Origin of the sequence: Microbacterium sp. NPDC058389, assembly GCF_042722305.1 — a bacterium.
Taxonomy (GTDB): Bacteria; Actinomycetota; Actinomycetes; order Actinomycetales; family Microbacteriaceae; genus Microbacterium.
In genome coordinates this window covers 91,239-109,284 of record NZ_JBHXJQ010000009.1, presented here as the reverse complement: position 1 = coordinate 109,284, position 18,046 = coordinate 91,239, and the positions used below count along the sequence as shown (strand labels likewise).

The following is an 18,046-nucleotide window of genomic DNA, read 5'->3' as shown; positions in this document are numbered from 1 at the left end:
ACTCTCCCTCCCCGACCCCAAGGAACGACATGACCATCACGCAGGAGCAGGCCGACTGGTTCGCGCAGACGTTCGGCCAGATCGCCGACAACGTCGAGCGCGCGGTGCTCGGCAAGCGCCACGTCGTGGAGCTGGTGCTCACCGCCATGCTGAGCGACGGGCACGTGCTGCTGGAGGACGTGCCGGGCACGGGCAAGACGTCGCTCGCCCGCGCCATGGGTCAGTCGGTGCAGGGCACCAACACGCGCATCCAGTTCACGCCCGACCTGCTGCCGTCCGACATCACGGGCCTGAGCGTGTACGACCAGAAGGAGGGCGTGTTCGAGTTCCACGCGGGCCCGATCTTCGCCAACATCGTGCTGGCCGACGAGATCAACCGCGCGAGCCCGAAGACGCAGTCGGCGCTGCTGGAGGTCATGGAGGAGGGGCGCGTCACGATCGACGGCGTCTCGCGTCCGGTCGGCGTGCCGTTCCTCGTGCTGGCGACGCAGAACCCCGTCGAGCAGGCCGGCACCTACCGCCTGCCCGAGGCGCAGCTCGACCGCTTCATGATGCGCACGTCGCTCGGCTACCCGGACCACGCGGCGACCGTCCGCATCCTCGACGGCGCGGCCGTGGCGACCGACGAGCTCACGCCCATCATCACGCCGCAGGCCCTCGTGGGCATGGCCGATCTCGGCGCCCAGGTCTACGTGGACGCCCTCGTGCTCGACTACATCGCACGCCTCGTCGACAGCACGCGCACCGCCGACGAGGTGCGCCTCGGCGTCAGCATCCGCGGCGCGCTGGCGCTCACCCGGGCCGTCCGCACGCGCGCGGCGTCGCAGGCGCGCACCTACGCCACCCCCGACGACGTCAAGGCGCTCGCCGTGCCCGTGCTGTCGCACCGGCTGATCCTGCACCCCGAGGCCGAGTTCGACGGCGTCACGCAGGAGACCGTGGTCGGCCAGGTGCTGCTCGACGTCGCCCCGCCCTCACGACGCGAGACCGTATGACGCTCGAAGAGTCGCGGCTCACCCGCACCGTCCACTCCACCGGCACGGCCGGGCGCACGCACGTCACGGCGACGAGCACGGCGTTCGGCACCACGGGCCGGTCCCGGCGATCGCGCGCGTTCGTGCGCGCCGCCGTATGGTGGACGGGCGTGTGGCGTGCCACCGGCTCGGGCGTCCGGACCGCGGCTGACTGGGCCGCCGAGACCATCCGCCCCGCGGGCGCGCTCGTCGCGTTCGCGGCGAGCATCGGGCTCGTGCTCGGGATGCTGTTCGGCTGGGTCGAGTGGATGGTCGCGGGGGCGGCATCCCTTCTTCTCCTCGTCGCGGCGGTCCCGTTCCTGTTCGGTGCACGCTCGTACGACGTCGACCTGACGCTCACGCACGAGCGGGTCGTGGCGGGCGACGACGTCGCGGGCGAGATCGTGGTGCGCAACGACGGGCACCGGCTGTCGCTGCCGGGCCGCATCGACATCCCGGTCGGCGCGGGCCTCGTCGAGTTCGGCGTGCCGCTGCTGCGTCCCGGGCATCACATCTCGCAGCCGCTGGACATCCCCGGCATGCGCCGCGGGATCGTGACGGTGGGGCCGGCGACGACGGTGCGCAGCGATCCCATCGGTCTGCTGCGGCGCGAGCACGCGTTCGAGGACGTGCACGAGGTGTTCGTCCACCCGCGGACCGTGTCGCTGCCGTCGACGAGCGCGGGGCTCATCCGCGACCTCGAGGGCAGCCCGACGCGGCGGCTCGTCGACGCCGACATGTCCTTCCACGCGATCCGCGAGTACGCCCCGGGCGACTCGCGCCGGCAGATCCACTGGAAGTCGACCGCCAAGACCGGACGACTGATGGTGCGGCAGTACGAGGAGTCCCGGCGGTCGCGCATGGCCGTCGTGCTGGGGGTGTCCGAGGCGGAGTACGCCGACGCGGACGAGTTCGAGCTGGCCGTCTCGTGCGCCGCCTCGCTCGGCCTGCGTGCGGTGCACGACGCGCGTGACGTGCAGATCGTCGTAGGCTCCGAGATCCCGCGGGTGGTGCGCGGCCGGCTGCGCGCGATCCGCCACATCCCGTCGGCGGCGCCGCGCCCGATGCTCGACGGCTTCAGCGGCGTCGACCTGCTTCCGAGCACGATGCCGGTGGGCGACGTCTGCCGCCTGACCGCCGAGTCGGGGGAGCGGCTGTCGATCGCGTTCGTCGTGGTGGGCTCGCGCGTTCCGCTCACGCGGCTGCAGCAGGCGGCGCTCGCGTTCCCGGCGGACACCGAGGTCGTGGGCCTCATCTGCGACGAGCGCGCACACCCGCGCATGCAGCCGGTGTCGGGCATGACGGTGCTCACCGTCGGCACGCTCGACGACCTGGCGGGCCTGCTTCTGCGGGGAGCGACCTCGTGAGCGCCGGCATGGTCCCGGGCGCGGGCGCCCCGGGCACCGGAAAGGTGCCCGTCGTGGGCGGGCGAGCGGATGCCGCACCGCCTGCCGCGCCGTCGGACGGCCGCTCCACCCCTCGTCGCTTCGTGCCGCGCATCGCCGCCGGCGCCGTGTTCGCACTGGTCATCGTCGTCGTGGCAGCCGTGGCGGCGTGGCCGATCTATCACTCGGGGAGCTTCCTGCTGCTGGTGGGCGTCGGCTCCATCCTCGGCGGCGTCATCGCGACCGCCGCGCGGTGGCGCCGCTGGAACGCCGCGATCGTGGCGGGCGTGCTCGCGGTCACGGTGATGCTGGTCGGCGTGCCCCTCGCGGTGCCGTCGCGGCTGGGCGGCCTGCCCGAGCTTGCGCGCGGACTCGGCGAGCTCGCCAACGGCCTCGTGTTCGCCTGGAAGGACCTCGTCACCGTCGAGCTTCCGGTCGGCTCGTATCGCAACCTCCTGGTGCCGGCGCTCGTGGTGTTCCTCCTCGGCACGTGCCTCGTCCTGCTGCTGGCCTGGCGCGACGACCGCGCCGCCTACCTCGCGGTGCCGGTGGCTCTCGGCATGGTCTCGTTCGGCCTGTTCTTCGGGCGCACGTCCGTGAGCGCGCCGTGGCAGGTCGGGCCGGTCACGCTGTACGCGCCGGTAGAGACCGCCGTCGGGGTCGCCGGGCTCCTCGCATGCCTGCTGTGGCTCGCGTGGCGCACGCACGACCAGCGCATCCGCGCGCTGCAGCGGGCCGCGGCATCCAGCGGCGTCCGCATCTCGCGCAAGCCGACCGCGGCCGACCGTCGTCGCACGGTGCTCGGCACGGGCATGATGGTCGGGGCGCTCGTCATCGCGATCGCCGTCGTCCCGTACGCCGCGCGGGGCGCCGACCGTGACGTGCTGCGCTCGGCGGTCGGTCCCGACATCGATCTGTCGGCCGAGGTCAGCCCGCTCGCGCAGTACCGGTCCCTGTTCGCCGACGACCGCGCGGGCGACGTGCTGTTCACCGTCTCGGCGACGTCGGGAGACCTGCCCGAGCGCGTGCGCATCGCGACGCTCGACGCCTACGACGGCGAGGTGTTCCGCTCGGGCGGCGAGGGCGCCGTCGACGCCGGGCGCTTCGTCCGCGTGCCGTCGACCCTCGACGCGGGCCAGGGCGATGAGGTGGCCCTGACGGTGAAGATCGGCGCGTGGGACGAGATCTGGATGCCGACCGCGGGGCGGCTGCAGTCCGTGGACTTCGAGGGCGACCGGTCCGCGTCGCTCGCCGACCGCTTCTACTACAACGCGGCGGCGGCGGCCGGCGTGCAGACCGCCGGCGGCGGTCTCGCCGCGGGCGACGAGTATGTCGTGCATGCGGTCGCGCCGGCCGCGGCCGAGCTGGAGGGTCTCGACGCCCCCGGCAGCCCGGGCGGCGTCGCGGCCCCCGACAGCCTGCGGGCGTGGATGGATCAGCACGCCACCGGCTCGGGCGGCGCCGAGCTCGCCGGCCTCGTGAAGCTGCTGCGCGAACGCGGCTACCTGAGTCATGGGCTCGACGAGGGCGAGAGCGCGCCGGTGTGGACGCAGACGCTCGGCGACTACTCGTTCCAGCCGAGCGCGTCCGGCCATTCGCTCGCGCGCATCGACACGATGTTCTCTCGGCTGCTGGAGCGCGAGAGCGATCCGCGTGCCGCGGCCTCGGGCAACTACGTCGCCGCGATCGGCGACGACGAGCAGTTCGCCGTCGCGGTCGCGCTCATGGCCCGCGAGCTGGGCTTCCCGTCGCGTGTCGTGCTGGGAGCGCGGCTGGCGACGGCCGAGCCCGGGCTGTCGGCGTGCGACGACGGCGCGTGTCGCGCCGAGGACCTCACCGCGTGGACCGAGGTGCAGTCGGCCGACGGCGGCTGGACCGCGATCGACGTGACGCCCCAGTACCGGCAGAGCCCCAGCCTCGACGTGACGGAGCAGCGCGACCCCGAGAACGTCACCGAGGTGCGCCCCGACACCGTCCAGGAGGTCGTGCCGCCCGACCCGACGCAGGAGGACTCCGCGTCGGACGATCAGGACGAGCAGCAGACCGCGCTCGACCTGGCGTGGCTGTGGCCGATCCTGCGCGTCGGCGGCATCTCGCTCCTGGTGCTGCTGCTCGCGTTCGGCCCGTTCCTCGCGATCCTGTGGGCGAAGGCCTCCCGTCGTCGCCGCCGGCGGCGCACGGGCACCCCGGCGACTCGCGTCGCGGGTGGCTGGGACGAGTACGTCGACGCGGCCATCGACACCGGCCGCCCGGCGGGCCGCACCCTCACCCGCAGCGAGCTCGCCGCGTCGTTCGCGACGCCCGCCGGTGCGGACCTCGCCCGCGAGGCGGACCGCGCCGTGTTCTCGCCCGCGACGATGTCGGACGGCGACGCGGAACGCTACTGGCGTGCCGTCGATGCGGAGCGACGCGGGCTCCGTCGCGAAACAGGGTTCTGGCGCGCGGCCCGCGCGACCGTATCGTTGAGATCGTTGCTCCGCCCGCTGACGCCCGAAGCGGGCTCCCGCGCCCGATCCGCTGATCAGGCCCGACTTGCCGAAAGGGGGAGACGACGGGCCGAGCCCGTGCGTCCCACGCCATGAACGCCACCGATCCCACCGCCGCCCTCGTCGGGTCGCTGATCAGTCTGCTGCTCTCCGCGGCCGTCTACGTCTGGATCGCGCTCGCGCTGTCCGCGGTGTTCCGCAAGTCGGGTGTCGAGTCGTGGAAGGCCTGGGTGCCGATCCTCAACGCCGTCGTGCTGCTGCAGCTCGCGGGGCTGTCGGGCTGGTGGCTGCTGCTCATCTTCTTCCCGGTGCTGGGCGCCATCGCACTCGTCGTGGTGTTCGTGTTCGCGGTGTACCGCGTGAGCGTCGCGTTCGGCTTCGGCGTCGGCATGACCGTGCTGGGCGTGCTCGTCTTCCCCGTCTGGGCGTCGGTGATCGGCTGGGGCAGCGCCCGCTGGGTCGGACGAGAACTGGTCCCTTCGCCGTCGTCGCGCGGGGCCTCCGGGCGCGCCGCCGACGAGACCGCGGGGCTTCCGCCGCTTCCGCCGTTCCCCACCCCCGTGTCGCGCTCGGGCGCGCCTGCCGCGTTCCCCGCACCGGGTGCGGCGGATCCCGCGCTGAGCGGCTTCGCGCCGCCGCCCGCCTACACGCCGCCCGCGGCGCCGGCGCCGGCCGCTGCCGTGCCGGTCGCTCCGGAGACCCCGCCGGCTCCGGTCGCTGCCGCACCTGCCGAGGCCGCACCCGCCTCCGCCGTCCCGGCCGAGACTCCTGCCGCCGCTGCGGCGCCCGTGGTCGTCCCGCCCCCCGGCGGATGGACGCCGCCGCCGCTGCCGGGACGCCCCGTGTCGGCCGCGGCCGCTGAGGCGGCGCTGGACGGCGAGCCGGTACGGGCGGCATCCCCGGCTCCGGCCGGCGACACCGACCCGTGGCAGGGGTTCGGCCTCGACACCACCGACCGCAGCGCCGAGGTCACCGGCGCGTTCCCCGGCGCGCCCGCGCCGATCTCGGCCGTGCCGGCCGCCGGCCCCGAGTCGATCCCCGCGGTCCCCGCCGCCTATGACGTGCCCGAGGTGTACGCGCCGAAGCCGTCGTCGCCGATCACCCCCGGCGAGGGCATCACGCGCCCGCCGGTGACCGACGTGCCGCTCCCCGCGATCACGGGCGAGGACCGCGAGCCGTGGGCGCCCGCGCACTCGCCGATGGCCGAGGCGGACGCGTTCCCCGAGGCGTCGGGGCCCGTCTCGGCCGTGGCGGGTGTGGCAGGTGCCGGCATCCCGTTCTCGGCGCGGTCGTCGGTGTCGGCGCAGCACAGCCGCCCCGAGATCCCGGACGAGGACCCGGAGGTGTTCGACGAGACCGTCATCGCACGCCGCAAGCGCACCGAGTGGACGCTGCTGCCTCCGACAGGCGACCCGGTGGCGCTCACCTCGGACGTCGTGATCCTCGGCCGCCGTCCGTCGGCCGATGCCGCCTTCCCGACCGCGCAGCTCGTCCCCATCCAGGACGGCACGGTCTCGAAGACCCATGCGCGGCTGCAGCTGCGCGAGGACCGCTGGTACGTCGTCGACCTCGATTCCACCAACGGCGTGCTGTTCGCGACCGTCCTGGGCACCGAGGTGGAGGCGACGCCGGGCGTCGAGGTCGAGGCGGGTGACCGCTTCCTGCTCGGCGACGCCGAGGTCCGGCTGCAGCGGAGCGACGGGTGAGCGTCCCCGAGCCTCCACTCGCCGCTGGCGCGTCGAACGGAGCCTCCGACAGGGTGGGCCCACCCGACGACGCGCAGACGCCCCCCGCGTCGCCGGCGCCCCCTTCCGACCTGCCGGATGAGGCCACCGTGCTGTCGGCGCGCCGGCACCACGGAGACGACGTCGACGACGCCACGGAGCTCTCCGCGCGCCGTACCCCGCTCGGCGCTCCGGCGGACGATCTCGACGAGCACACCGTGCTGTCGACGCGACGGGCGCCCGGGACCGACGAGCTCGACGACCACACCGCGCTCGCGCCCCGGCGTGTCGAGGAGCCGGCCGACCCCGACGACCTCGACGCCACCTCGATCGCCCGACGCCGCCCCACGGCGCCCGAGCCGTTCCCGGGAACGTCCGCGCCGTCGGACACCCACACCGCCGGCGGGACGACGATCGAGGACCGCACCGACGAGACCGTGCTGCGCTCGGTGCGCCGCGCAAGACCGGCGGCGCCCCCTGCTGGGCTCGACGCCACGTCGGCCGCCGCGCGCCGCACCGCCTACGTGCCCGGCGAGGAGACATCCGATCGCCGCGCGCCGCGGTCGTCCGGGCCGGTGGTCGCGAGCAGGACGCCTGTCGCGCCGCCGTCGTCTGCCACACCGCCCCCCGCCCGCGACGGCGCCGCGTCGCGTCGTCGGCGCGACCGCCGCCGGCTGCTGGTCGCCGCCGTCGTGGCGGTCGTGGTGATCGTCGCCGCCGTCGTCGCGCTCGTGCTGCTGCTGACCTGATACCGAGGATTCCGATGACCCTCCCCGCATCCGCCCCGCCCCCGACCCTCCACGACTCCGGCCTCGACGAGGCGGCCGCGCTCGGCGTCGTGCCGGCGGCTCCCGGCATCCGCTCGCTCGCGTTCGCGATCGATGCGGGGATCTGGCTGCTCCTCGCGTCTCCGGCCGTCGTCGGGGCCGTCATGCTCGCGCTCGGCGACACCTCGTTCGTCGGCCTGCTGCTCGTGGTCATCGGCACCGCGCTGCCTCTGCTGTTCGGTCTGCTGCAGCTCGTGCTGCACGGGCGCCGCGGTGTCACCGCGGGCAAGGCCGCCATGCGGCTGCGCTCGGTCGCCGTCGACGACCTCGGCCGCGCCGGGTTCTGGCACGTCGTCCTTCGCGCGCTCGTGCTGTGGGCGAGCGGCATCGTGCCGCTCGTCGGCCCGGCGCTGATGTTCGCGTCGGGGCTGTGGGACCCGCAGGGCCGGGGACGCAGCATCCTGGACCGCGTCGGTGGATGCTGGGTCATCGACGCCCGCGCCGGCCTCGACCCGTTCGACGCCAAGGCCGTGCGCCACGCGCGTCGCGCCGCGGCCGGCCGCCCCGAGCAGAGCGAGGACCTGCCGTCGATGGCGAGCGACGCCGACGCGGCCACCGCGCTGCGGATCCCCGGCGCCCGCTCGCGCGCGGGCGTCGTCGGGCCGGGCAGCACCGGCGCCCAGTGGGAGGCCGTCGCCGACGGGATCGATGCCGGCGTCATCGCCCAGGTCCCCGGCGGAGCGGCCGCCGCCCACGCCGCCACCGGCCTCGTGACCGGCGCCCCGGGTGCCGCCTCTCCCGCGGCGACTCCGGTCGCATCCACGGCCGCGCCCGCGCCGGCCCCCCTCCCGGTCCCGGCGCCTGCTGCGGCGCCCGTGCGGACCCCGGCTCCGGCCGCCGCTCCGGCCCCGGCCCCGGCCCAGGCCGCCGCTCCTGCCCCGGCCCCCGCGCCCGCCGCGGCGTCCCCCGGCACCGGGCCGGTCGGCTCGCGCCGCGCGCAGGCGATGATCCGGTTCGACGACGGCTCGATCGTGCGCGTGCCGGCCCGCGGTCTCATCGGCCGCGACCCCGAGCCCGCCGCCGGCGAGCAGGTCGAGGCGCTCGTGCGCCTCGAGGACCCGCAGCGGCTGATGTCCAAGACCCACGCGGCGTTCGGGCAGGACACCGACGGCCTGTGGGTCGCCGACCGCGGCTCCCGCAACGGGACCCAGCTGGTGTCGCCCGGTGGCGACGTGGTCGACGTGCCCGCCGACCAGGCGGCGCGTGTGCCGATCGGCTGGTCCGTGCAGGTGGGCGGAAGGTCGTTCGAACTCGTGGCGAGAGGTGCCGATTCGTGAAGCTGAAGCTGAGCCTGCGTCGAGGCGTCGGGTCCTCCGTCGACGTCCTCGTGACCGCCGACGCGACGGCGACGGTGCAGGACGTCGCCCGCGCCCTGGCCGACGGCGATGCGCTCGCGGCGCCCGGCGGCGTGAACGCGAGCGACGTGCCGACCCTGCTGGTCGCGTCGCCTGCCGGTCAGCCGGTCCACCTGAACCCCGCCATGCCCATCGCCGATGCGCCCATCGGCTCAGGCTTCGACGCGTCCGTCGTCCCCGCGATCGCGACGGGGATGGATGCCGCAGCCACCGCCGCCGTCATGCGCATCCACAACGGGCCCGACGCGGGGCGGACGATCCCGCTGCCGGCGGGATCCAGCGTCATCGGCCGCGTCGCCCCGGCGCAGGTGCTGATCGATGACCCGCAGGTGTCGAAGCGGCACGCCCGCGTCGACATCGACCAGGGCATCGACCTCATCGACCTCAACTCCGCCAACGGGCTCATCGTCGACGGCGGGCTCGTGCAGCGCGTGCGCGTGCTGCCGGGGCAGCGCATCACGATCGGCTCGACCGAGGTGTCGTTCGCCCTCGCGCCGCGCGTGCAGACAGACGACTCGCTCGTGCTGGAGCGCGGCGGGGCGCTGATGTTCAACCGCTCGCCGCGGGTCGAGGACCGCTACACGGGCCGCGAGTTCCGGCATCCGATCATCCCCAACGAGGCCGACCCTCGCATCTTCCCGTGGCCGATGATCATGGCGCCGGTGCTGCTCGGGCTCGGGATGTTCGCGTTCACCGGCCGGGCCACGTCGCTGCTCATCGTGGTGATGGCGCCGCTCATGATGCTGGGCAACTTCATCGGCCAGCGCACCCAGCAGGGCAAGAAGCTCGAACTGGAGATCGAGACGTTCGAGACCCAGATCGACGAGCTCGAGGTGTCGCTCGAGGAGGAGGAGCGGCTCGAACGCGAGCGGCGACGGGCGGAGGCGCCCGCGACGGCGACCATCTACGAGAACGCGATGTCGCTCGGCCCGCTGCTGTGGACGCGTCGGCCCGAGCACTGGAACTTCCTCGGCCTGCGTCTCGGCGTCGGCACCGCCGACAGCCGCAACACCGTGCAGGAGCCCAACGACCAGCGCGGCATCGCACAGTACGCGCAGCAGGTGCGCGGTCTGCGCGAGCGGTTCACGCAGATCGACGACGTGCCCGCGATCGAGCTGCTGCCCTCGGCGGGCGCCATCGGCATCGCGGGTCCGCGCGAGCTCGCCGCCGACGTGGTCCGCGGCCTCGGGGTGCAGCTGTTCGGCCTGCACGCGCCGAACGAGGTCGTCACCGCCGCCATCATCGACCCGGCGTGGACGGGCGACATGGAGTGGATGAAGTGGCTGCCGCACACGACCAGCCCGCGGTCGCCGTTCGCCGAGATGGCCCTCGCCGACAGCCAGTCGGCGGGCACCGCGCTGCTCAACGGCCTGGAGGAGGCGATCCTCGAGCGACTCTCGGGCTCGGCGACGCGTCGAGGCCCGGTGGCCGAGGCCGACACGTCGATGGCGCTCGGCAAGAGCGTCGGCGAGGGGCGCGACGCCTCCGCCGTGAGCGATGTGTCGCTCGTGCTGTTCGTCACGCACGACGCGCCCGTCGACCGCCCGCGGCTGACGCAGGTCATCGAGCGCGGTCCGGATGCCGGCGTCTACACGATCTTCGTCGCCCCGACCGTCGAGTCGCTGCCGGCCGCGTGCCGCACGTTCATCGACGTCTCGGGAGGTCTCGACGACGCGATGGTCGGCTGGGTGCGCGCAGGGCATCGCGCCCGCACTGTGCAGATCGAGGGCGTCTCGCGCGGATACTCCGAGATCTTCGCGAAGCGGCTCGCGCCCGTGGTCGACTCCAGCTCGGTCGCCGCCGACTCGTCCGACCTGCCCGCCAACGTCTCGATGCTGCGCCTCATCGGCACCGACATGGCTGCGGAGCCGCAGGCCGCGATCGAACGGTGGCGGCAGAACAACTCGATCATCGACCGCCGTCGCGGGCCGCGTCCGCGGCTCAAGCGCGCCGGCACTCTCAAGGCCTACATCGGGCAGGGGAGTCCCGACGCGATGTCGCTCGACCTGCGCACGCAGGGTCCGCACGCGCTCGTCGGCGGCACGACCGGCTCGGGCAAGTCCGAGTTCCTGCAGGCGTGGGTGCTGGGCATGGCGGCCGAGTACAGCCCCGACCGCGTGACGTTCCTGTTCGTGGACTACAAGGGCGGCTCGGCGTTCGCCGATTGCGTCGACCTGCCGCACACGGTGGGCCTCGTGACGGACCTGTCGCCGCACCTGGTGCGGCGGGCGCTCACGAGCCTGCGCGCGGAGCTGCATCACCGCGAGCACCTGTTCAACCGCAAGAAGGCGAAGGACCTGCTCGAACTCGAGAAGCGGCAGGATCCCGACACGCCGCCGGCGCTCATCCTCGTCATCGACGAGTTCGCGGCGCTGGCCACCGAGGTGCCCGAGTTCGTGGACGGCGTCGTCGACATCGCCCAGCGAGGCCGGTCTCTCGGCATCCACCTGATCATGGCCACCCAGCGGCCCGCCGGTGTCATCAAGGACAACCTGCGCGCCAACACGAACCTGCGCGTGGCGCTGCGCATGGCCGACGCGGCGGACTCCAACGACGTCGTCGGCGATGTCGTCGCCTCGACGTTCAACCCCTCGCTGCCCGGCCGCGGCATCGCCAAGACCGGCCCTGGCCGTCTCGTGCCGTTCCAGTCCGGTTATGCCGGTGGCTGGACGACCGAGGAGCCCGACCGCGCGCAGGTGCGGGTCGCCGAGCTGCGCTTCGGCTCGGTGACGCTGTGGGAGGCCGACGGCGAGGGCGACTCCGAGACGCACGACGAAGACCTCGGTCCCAACGACCAGAAGCGCCTCGTGGCGAACCTGGTCTCGGCGGCGACGGATGCCGGCATCCCTGCTCCCCGTCGCCCGTGGCTCGACGACCTGGCGACGACCATCGACCTGCGGGATCTGCCCATGTCGGGCGACGAGCGCATCCCGCTGGGGCTCGCCGACATCCCGCAGCGGCAGCTGCAGGAGGCCGTGTTCTTCAGCCCCGACACCGACGGCCACATGCTCGTCTACGGCACGAGCGGAGCGGGCAAGTCCGCGACGCTGCGCTCCATCGGCATCGCCGCCGGCGCCCGGCCGCAGTCCGGCCGCGTCGCGGTGTACGGCATCGACTTCGGCACCGGCGCGCTGCGCTCGCTCGAGATCATGCCCCAGGTGGGTTCGGTGGTCTCAGGCGACGACGTCGAGCGCGTGCAGCGTCTGCTGCGCACGATCCGGCAGATGCTCGACGACCGCGGCAAGCGGTTCTCCGAGGTCAACGCCGCGTCGCTCACCGAGTACCGCACCATCACCGGCGACGCGAGCGAGCCCCGCATCATCCTGCTTCTCGACGGCTTCGGCGTCTTCAAGCAGGACTGGGAGACCACGTCGGCGCGCGCCGCGTACTACGCGATCTTCATGCGCATCCTCGGCGAGGGCCGCCCGCTCGGCATCCACGTCGTCGCCACCGCCGACCGCTACGGCGCGGTGCCCACCGCGGTGAGCGCGAACGTCACCAAGCGCGTCGTGCTGCGCATGTCGGACGAGGGGGCGTACTCCATCCTCGGCGTGCCGAAGGACGTGCTGAACGAGCGCAGCGTCCCCGGCCGCGCGATCGTCGACGGCCTCGAGACGCAGATCGCGGTCATCGGCGGCACCACCAACGTGGCCGAGCAGAACGCCGCCGGCGAGCAGTTCGCCGCGGCGCTGCGGGCCGCCGGCGCGGTGGAGGCGCGCAACATCGGCTCGCTTCCGACCGAATTGGATGCCGCCACCCTGCCCGCGAGCATCGACGCGCTCCCCGTGCTCGGCATCGGCGACGACACGCTCGGCCCCAAGGGCTTCGAGCCGGTGGGCACCTTCGTCGTGGCCGGTCCGCCGCAGTCCGGCAAGACGACGGCCGTGCGCGGCATCGTGCGGGCCCTGCAGCGGTTCGACCCGAAGGTGGAGCTGTTCCACTTCGGCGGACGCCGTGCGGTGCTCCGCGACGAGACCGCCTGGCGACGCTCGGCGATCGGCATCGAGGATGTCCGGACCCTCGCCAAGGAGCTGAAGGACATCGTCGCCGATGAGGCCGTGGGCGGTCGCATCGCGATCGTGGTGGAGAACATCACGGAGTTCGGCGACACCGATGCCGAGCGGCCGCTGAAGGAGCTGTTCCAGGCGGTCAACCGCAGCGATCACTTCCTCATCGCCGACGGCGACGTGACGCAGCTCTCGGGCGGCTACGGACTGATCGGCGAGCTCAAGGCCGGCCGGCACGGCATCGCGCTGCGCCCCGAGAGCTACGACGGCGAGTCGCTCTTCAAGGTGCCGTTCCCCAAGGTGCAGCGCCACGAGTTCCCGGCGGGCCGAGGCCTGTTCGTCGAGAACGGGCGCTTCGTCACGGTGCAGCTCCCGCTGGTCGGGTGACCATGGGGAATGGTCCCCATGTCGGTGTGAGCTCACGGTTGGTTAGCCTGTGCGAGGGCCTGATCGGGTCCGTGGGTTTTGACAAAGGGACGGATCATGGCTGATTTCAAGGCTTCTTACGGCGAGATGGAGTCGATGGCGGGCAAGCTCGACTCGGGTCGTGAGGAGATCGGCGACGTGCTGCGTCGCCTGAAGAGCGACGTGGACCGTCTGCTCGGCGACGACTTCAAGACGCAGCACGCGTCGGGCAAGTTCGGTGAGGGCTACAACGAGCTGACCACCGGTCTGGAGAAGGCCATCGAGGGCATCTCCGACATGGGCGAGTCGCTGCGCAAGATGATGCAGGCCATCAAGGACACCGACCAGGCCCTCGCCGGCAACTGACACCGATGCTGAGGGATGCCGGCGGCCGCGGCCGCCGGCATCCACCTGTCCATCTCGAGAGGGGAAACGCGCATGGCCGGTGACGGAATGGACGTCGACCTCGACGACCTGCGGACGATGGTGACACGACTCGGAGCGTTCAAGACCGAGTTCGAAGAGATCGGCGGCAACACCGACGACGTGTCGGGGGCGGTCGGTCGTCCGGCGGGGCGCTCGGAGCTGCGCGACAAGGTCGACGAGTTCCAGGGCGGCTGGGACGGCAACCGCGAGGTCGTCGTGGAGGACCTCGACAAGGTGTACCAGCACCTCAAAGGCTTCGTCGACACCATCGGCGACCTCGACGTAGAGATGGCGAAGGACCCGGAATGACCTACTCACCGAACCGTCACTTCCGCCTCGAGGCGCTCGACGGCGACCCGGGCGACATCCAGGCCGCCGGGCAGACCTACACCCACGTGGGCCAGCGCATGGAGTGGACCTCGGGCGAGCTCAAGAAGCTGTCGAGCGAGGAGCGCTACAAGGCCGAGGGTCTCGACGCCATCCGCGAGGACGCGGGGGAGCTGTCGCACCTGCTCGGCCAGGTGGCCAAGCGCTACACCGCGTCGGGCCCCGTGCTCGTGACCTACGCGGGCGCACTGCTGACCGCGCAGACCCGCACGGTGAACCCGCTCATCGACGACATCTGGCGCGCGATCGAGCGTCACGACGCGGCCGTCGCGGCGCGCGAAGAGGCCGAGGGCACGGCGCACGACCTGCGCCATCCGTGGCCGTGGCAGGACGACGCCACCGACCAGCAGCTCGCGAACGCCGACGACGCCGTCTCCGACACGCGCTACACCGAGGGCCTGCGCGAGGGCGAACTGGACGGCCTGTGGACGTCGTTCGAGTCGGGCTACGGCATCTGGGAGGACGCGTACGAGGCCGCCGTCCGCGACCTCGAGAGCGCGTACACGACCTCGGGCATCGACGACAACCCGTGGGAGGACGCGTTCGACTTCATCGCGCAGGCGCTCACGATCATCGGCACCATCGCCGTCATCGTGGCCATGTGCATCCCCGGTGTCGCCGCGATCGCCCTCGTCATCGCCACCGTCGCGGCAGTGCTCACCCTCGTCATCCACCTCAGCATGATGGCCGCGGGCTCCAAACGTGTCAGCGTCGGCGATCTCATCTTCGACGTCGTCGCCGTGCTGCCGTTCGCGGGCGGCGTGTTCAAGGCGATGCGCGGCGGAACCGCGTTCTTCCCTGCCCTGCGTGCCGCCGCCGGAATGGGGACGGCCACCCAGGGCACCATCAGCGCCGGCCGCAACGCCGTCGAGGACGGTCTGCGGACGATCGCCGGTGCCGGCGGCCGCGCGGGCGGGCAGGCGACGCGCGCGCAGAACGCGGTGGGCCTGGCCGACGACTTCCTCCGCAACAGCATCGGCAACTGGGGCCGCGGGGCGTGGAACGCGATCCGTTCGGGCGGGTCGGCTCTGGACGGGCAGGCCCTCTCGATGTCTGAGAGGATCTTCTCGGCGTGGCCGACGAGTGGCGTGCCGCGAGTCGCGGCGGTCAACTGGGTCACCCAGGTCGCCGCGCCCGGGCGGTTCTTCCAGGGCGTGAACGCGTTCAACCTCGGCTACGGCATCGAGCAGTCGGCGAGCGTCGGAGTGGGCTGGGCGGGCGGCGAGCTGCCGACGCTGTCGGACCTGCCGTTCTTCAACATCACCCGCTAGGAAGGCCCCATGCCAGATCTGGAATCGACCGTCCGCGCCGAGATCGACCGGCGGTCGCCCGAGCTCACGAAGGCCAAGCGCCTGGATGCCGTCGTCGACGCCTCGCGTCAGGCGCTGCTGGCTGTCGTGCCGCGTCTGCAGCCGGGTCTGGCGGCCGCGACCGCGCGGCAGGCAGAGCTTCCTCCGCGTCCTGCCGACACCTCCCGCGGTCATGTCACCCTGGTGGTCTTCGCCCTGCTGTTCGGCGCCTTCGCGCCGGCGATGGTGCTGCCGTCGCCTCGCAACGGACGCCCGGTGATCGATGTCGACCAGGGCGCGCTCTGGGTGGGGATCTGGGCGGTCGCGTCCCTTGTCTGCTTCGCCCTGCTCAGCCGCAGGCAGCTGACGTCGAAGTACCTGAACCCCCGTGTGAAGGGCTCGCGAATCTTCATCGTGTTCGCGGTCATCTGGATCGTCACCCTCGTGTACATCCTCTTCAACTGGGACGAGGTCGACATGTGGGAGCCGTTCCTGCCGATCCTCGGAACGGTCATGCTCGTCCTGTCGATCGTCGGGATGATCGTGCTGTGGGTGCGCGCCAAGGGCGTCGAGAAGCGGTACTGGGCAGAGGTGGCAGCGGCCGGAGGCGTCGACCCGGCAGCAGAGGGTGACCCGGTCGCCGAGTGGTGGGCGGGCGTTGCGGCTCAGCTGACCCCGGCCGAGCGGGGCGCGGGAGACACGTCGTACGGCGTCACGCTCCGGGCTCTGGAGGAGCGGGGCATCATCCGCGCGCAGGATGCCGCGCGCCTGCGTCGCAAGAATCCTCCGGTGGTGTGGGCGGGCGACGCCTCATGACGCTCGTCGATGTCGAGTACGACTCGAACCGCTGGATCCGCGTGCCACTCGACTACGTCGACACCCGATGGCCGGACGCGGCGGCATGGGCGGACTGGCTCGCCGACGAGGCGACGCGCGGCCGCCCCGACGCCGACACCGTCGCGCCGCTCGTCCGCGACAGCGCCCACGCGGTGGCGCTGTTCCCGGCCGCGCACGTCTGGGGCCGCTTCTGGCACTACCCCATCGACGACATGCCGACCGGTTTCGTCGACGTGTACCTCGAGACCCGCACACCGGACGGGACGCATGCCGCCGACCTGCTGCCCGACGCCGGGTTCACGGCTGTGACCCCGGTGCTGGAGCGGCTCGAAGTCCCCGGGTTCACCACCGCGGTGCGTCGGCGCAGCCTCGTGCTCGTGCTGCGCGACGAGGCCGACGAAGACCCGATGCCGATGCCGCGCGTCGAATGGCTCGGCGTCGGCCCCCAGTGGGTCTGCTACATCATCACGAACGACCACGACCCGGCCGCCGCGAACGCCCGTGCCGTCGACACCGACGCGCTGTTCGCCGCGGTCGGCGCCGAGGCGCACGCCGCCGCCTCGTCCGCCGGATCCGACGGAGGCCGCTGATGTCGCTGCGAGACGAGCTGCTCGGTGTCGAGAAGCCGCCGACCGCGGCGACGCCGTACCGCCTCCTGTGCCCGGCCGGCTGGCGGCGTGTGCCGACCTCGGTGCTCGCCGACGAGCTCGCCGAGTCCGTCGTCGCACAGTTCAAGGAGGCCGGGCGTCCCGACCTCGTGCTGCAGATGCGTGGCCTCATCTCCCAGCTGCGGTCGGCGCTGCGCGCGTCGCGTGCGTTCGACGCGTATCTTCCGCCGCTCATCCAGGGCCAGCCGCTGCCGGCCGTGCTCACCGTGGCGCCCCTCGTGCGTCCGGTCGACGTCTCGTGGGATGCCGCGATCGGCCGCCTCGCCCGCCACGCACCGGTCGACGTGCCGGAGTTCACCGAGACCCGCATGTGGCGGTGGACACGTGACGAGCAGATGGAGGGCGAACCGGGGGAGCCGGCGCTGCGCACCCGCGTGCGACACTACGTGGTGCCCGTCGTGGGCGAGGACGACACCCGGCGCGCGCTGCATTTCGTCTTCACCGTCATGAACCTCGACGGGGTGTCGCTGCCCGGCGAACCCGCCCGCGACGACGCGGCGGCGATCACCGAACTCCTGCTGGAGACGGGCGACGTGATCCTCAGCACGATGCGCTGGCTGCCGCCGAAGGCGTGACCCGCGTCGTGGATCGGGGGCCCAGGGGGGTGCCGGGGCGCCGGCATCCACCCCGCGTTTGCCCGACCCCCGAAACCCACGTATCATAGAGCGGGTGTGCGCTCACGCGCGCCGTCCGACGCGCCTCGGCGTGTCGGCGGACGGGTGGGCGCCGCATTCCGGGAACGGCCTGCGAACAGGCCACCCCCACGGCATACCCACCAAGAAACGCACGGCAGGTTCCTGTCGCGCCGGTGGGTTTGTGGTGAAACCACGACGCTGTCACCGTGCAGCACAATGAGGAGAGAACGTGCCAACTATTCAGCAGTTGGTTCGCAAGGGTCGCTCGCCCAAGGTCTCGAAGACCAAGGCGCCGGCGCTCAAGGCGAACCCGCAGCAGGCGGGTGTCTGCACCCGCGTGTACACGACCACGCCCAAGAAGCCGAACTCGGCGATGCGCAAGGTCGCCCGTGTCAAGCTCCGCAACGGCACCGAGGTCACCGCGTACATCCCCGGTGAGGGTCACAACCTGCAGGAGCACTCGCTCGTGCTGGTCCGTGGCGGCCGTGTGAAGGACCTTCCGGGTGTCCGCTACAAGATCGTCCGGGGTGCGCTCGACACCCAGGCTGTCAAGAACCGTAAGCAGGCTCGCAGCCGCTACGGCGCGAAGAAGGGCTGAGTCA

14 protein-coding genes are annotated in these 18,046 nt (G+C 72.7%); all 14 read left to right on the top strand.

Features of this window, described 5'->3' with window-relative positions:
* Nucleotides 1–29 precede the first annotated feature (29 nt).
* The 14 genes from ACFWJ8_RS13535 to rpsL all read left to right on the top strand — a co-directional run bounded on the left by ACFWJ8_RS13535 (nt 30) and on the right by rpsL (nt 18,042).
* Nucleotides 30–995: an AAA family ATPase gene (locus ACFWJ8_RS13535; RefSeq protein ID WP_378812207.1), complete on the top strand. Its 966-nt coding sequence runs from the start codon at nt 30–32 to the stop codon at nt 993–995.
* Nucleotides 992–2,380 carry a DUF58 domain-containing protein gene (locus tag ACFWJ8_RS13530; protein WP_378812205.1) on the top strand — a complete coding sequence of 463 codons (1,389 nt, stop codon included), beginning with the start codon at nt 992–994 and terminating at the stop codon, nt 2,378–2,380. The genes ACFWJ8_RS13535 and ACFWJ8_RS13530 overlap by 4 nt, the downstream gene beginning before the upstream one ends.
* Complete coding sequence (locus ACFWJ8_RS13525; protein ID WP_378812202.1) at nt 2,377–4,980, top strand: transglutaminaseTgpA domain-containing protein; 2,604 nt, start codon at nt 2,377–2,379, stop codon at nt 4,978–4,980. The genes ACFWJ8_RS13530 and ACFWJ8_RS13525 overlap by 4 nt, the downstream gene beginning before the upstream one ends.
* A complete protein-coding gene (locus tag ACFWJ8_RS13520; RefSeq protein WP_378812200.1) occupies nt 4,977–6,590 on the top strand; it encodes a DUF5684 domain-containing protein in 1,614 nt (537 codons plus the stop codon). The genes ACFWJ8_RS13525 and ACFWJ8_RS13520 overlap by 4 nt, the downstream gene beginning before the upstream one ends.
* A 53-nt stretch (nt 6,591–6,643) precedes the next feature.
* On the top strand, nt 6,644–7,357 hold the full coding sequence (locus ACFWJ8_RS13515; protein WP_378812197.1) for a hypothetical protein: 714 nt from the start codon (nt 6,644–6,646) through the stop codon (nt 7,355–7,357).
* 14 nt (nt 7,358–7,371) lie between these two features.
* Nucleotides 7,372–8,712 (top strand): RDD family protein, encoded by a 1,341-nt coding sequence (locus tag ACFWJ8_RS13510; protein WP_378812195.1) that lies wholly within the window; start codon nt 7,372–7,374, stop codon nt 8,710–8,712.
* Complete coding sequence (locus ACFWJ8_RS13505) at nt 8,709–13,184, top strand: FtsK/SpoIIIE domain-containing protein (protein ID WP_378812192.1); 4,476 nt, start codon at nt 8,709–8,711, stop codon at nt 13,182–13,184. The genes ACFWJ8_RS13510 and ACFWJ8_RS13505 overlap by 4 nt, the downstream gene beginning before the upstream one ends.
* 96 nt (nt 13,185–13,280) lie before the next feature.
* On the top strand, nt 13,281–13,568 hold the full coding sequence (locus ACFWJ8_RS13500; protein ID WP_018171432.1) for a WXG100 family type VII secretion target: 288 nt from the start codon (nt 13,281–13,283) through the stop codon (nt 13,566–13,568).
* A gap of 72 nt (nt 13,569–13,640) precedes the next feature.
* Nucleotides 13,641–13,937, top strand: a complete 297-nt coding sequence (locus ACFWJ8_RS13495; protein ID WP_378812189.1) for a hypothetical protein — start codon at nt 13,641–13,643, stop codon at nt 13,935–13,937.
* Nucleotides 13,934–15,286 (top strand): hypothetical protein, encoded by a 1,353-nt coding sequence (locus ACFWJ8_RS13490; protein ID WP_378812186.1) that lies wholly within the window; start codon nt 13,934–13,936, stop codon nt 15,284–15,286. Before ACFWJ8_RS13495 ends, ACFWJ8_RS13490 begins: the two co-directional genes overlap by 4 nt.
* Before the next feature lie 9 nt (nt 15,287–15,295).
* Nucleotides 15,296–16,120: a hypothetical protein gene (locus ACFWJ8_RS13485; protein WP_378812185.1), complete on the top strand. Its 825-nt coding sequence runs from the start codon at nt 15,296–15,298 to the stop codon at nt 16,118–16,120.
* The gene (locus tag ACFWJ8_RS13480; protein WP_378812182.1) at nt 16,117–16,731 is read left to right on the top strand and encodes a hypothetical protein; all 615 of its coding nucleotides are present in this window, start codon (nt 16,117–16,119) and stop codon (nt 16,729–16,731) included. Before ACFWJ8_RS13485 ends, ACFWJ8_RS13480 begins: the two co-directional genes overlap by 4 nt.
* Nucleotides 16,731–17,384, top strand: a complete 654-nt coding sequence (locus ACFWJ8_RS13475; RefSeq protein ID WP_378812180.1) for a hypothetical protein — start codon at nt 16,731–16,733, stop codon at nt 17,382–17,384. Before ACFWJ8_RS13480 ends, ACFWJ8_RS13475 begins: the two co-directional genes overlap by 1 nt.
* A gap of 289 nt (nt 17,385–17,673) precedes the next feature.
* Nucleotides 17,674–18,042, top strand: a complete 369-nt coding sequence (gene rpsL, locus ACFWJ8_RS13470) for a 30S ribosomal protein S12 (protein WP_018171438.1) — start codon at nt 17,674–17,676, stop codon at nt 18,040–18,042.
* Nucleotides 18,043–18,046: the final 4 nt, after the last annotated feature.

What these genes read in the sequence shown, in the direction of transcription:
- ACFWJ8_RS13535 (WP_378812207.1), top strand. Translation starts at nt 30, where the DNA reads ATGACCATCACGCAGGAGCAGGCCGACTGGTTCGCGCAGACGTTCGGC.
- ACFWJ8_RS13530 (WP_378812205.1), top strand. Translation starts at nt 992, where the DNA reads ATGACGCTCGAAGAGTCGCGGCTCACCCGCACCGTCCACTCCACCGGC.
- ACFWJ8_RS13520 (WP_378812200.1), top strand. Translation starts at nt 4,977, where the DNA reads ATGAACGCCACCGATCCCACCGCCGCCCTCGTCGGGTCGCTGATCAGT.
- ACFWJ8_RS13510 (WP_378812195.1), top strand. Translation starts at nt 7,372, where the DNA reads ATGACCCTCCCCGCATCCGCCCCGCCCCCGACCCTCCACGACTCCGGC.
- ACFWJ8_RS13500 (WP_018171432.1), top strand. Translation starts at nt 13,281, where the DNA reads ATGGCTGATTTCAAGGCTTCTTACGGCGAGATGGAGTCGATGGCGGGC.
- ACFWJ8_RS13495 (WP_378812189.1), top strand. Translation starts at nt 13,641, where the DNA reads ATGGCCGGTGACGGAATGGACGTCGACCTCGACGACCTGCGGACGATG.
- ACFWJ8_RS13490 (WP_378812186.1), top strand. Translation starts at nt 13,934, where the DNA reads ATGACCTACTCACCGAACCGTCACTTCCGCCTCGAGGCGCTCGACGGC.
- ACFWJ8_RS13485 (WP_378812185.1), top strand. Translation starts at nt 15,296, where the DNA reads ATGCCAGATCTGGAATCGACCGTCCGCGCCGAGATCGACCGGCGGTCG.
- ACFWJ8_RS13480 (WP_378812182.1), top strand. Translation starts at nt 16,117, where the DNA reads ATGACGCTCGTCGATGTCGAGTACGACTCGAACCGCTGGATCCGCGTG.
- ACFWJ8_RS13475 (WP_378812180.1), top strand. Translation starts at nt 16,731, where the DNA reads ATGTCGCTGCGAGACGAGCTGCTCGGTGTCGAGAAGCCGCCGACCGCG.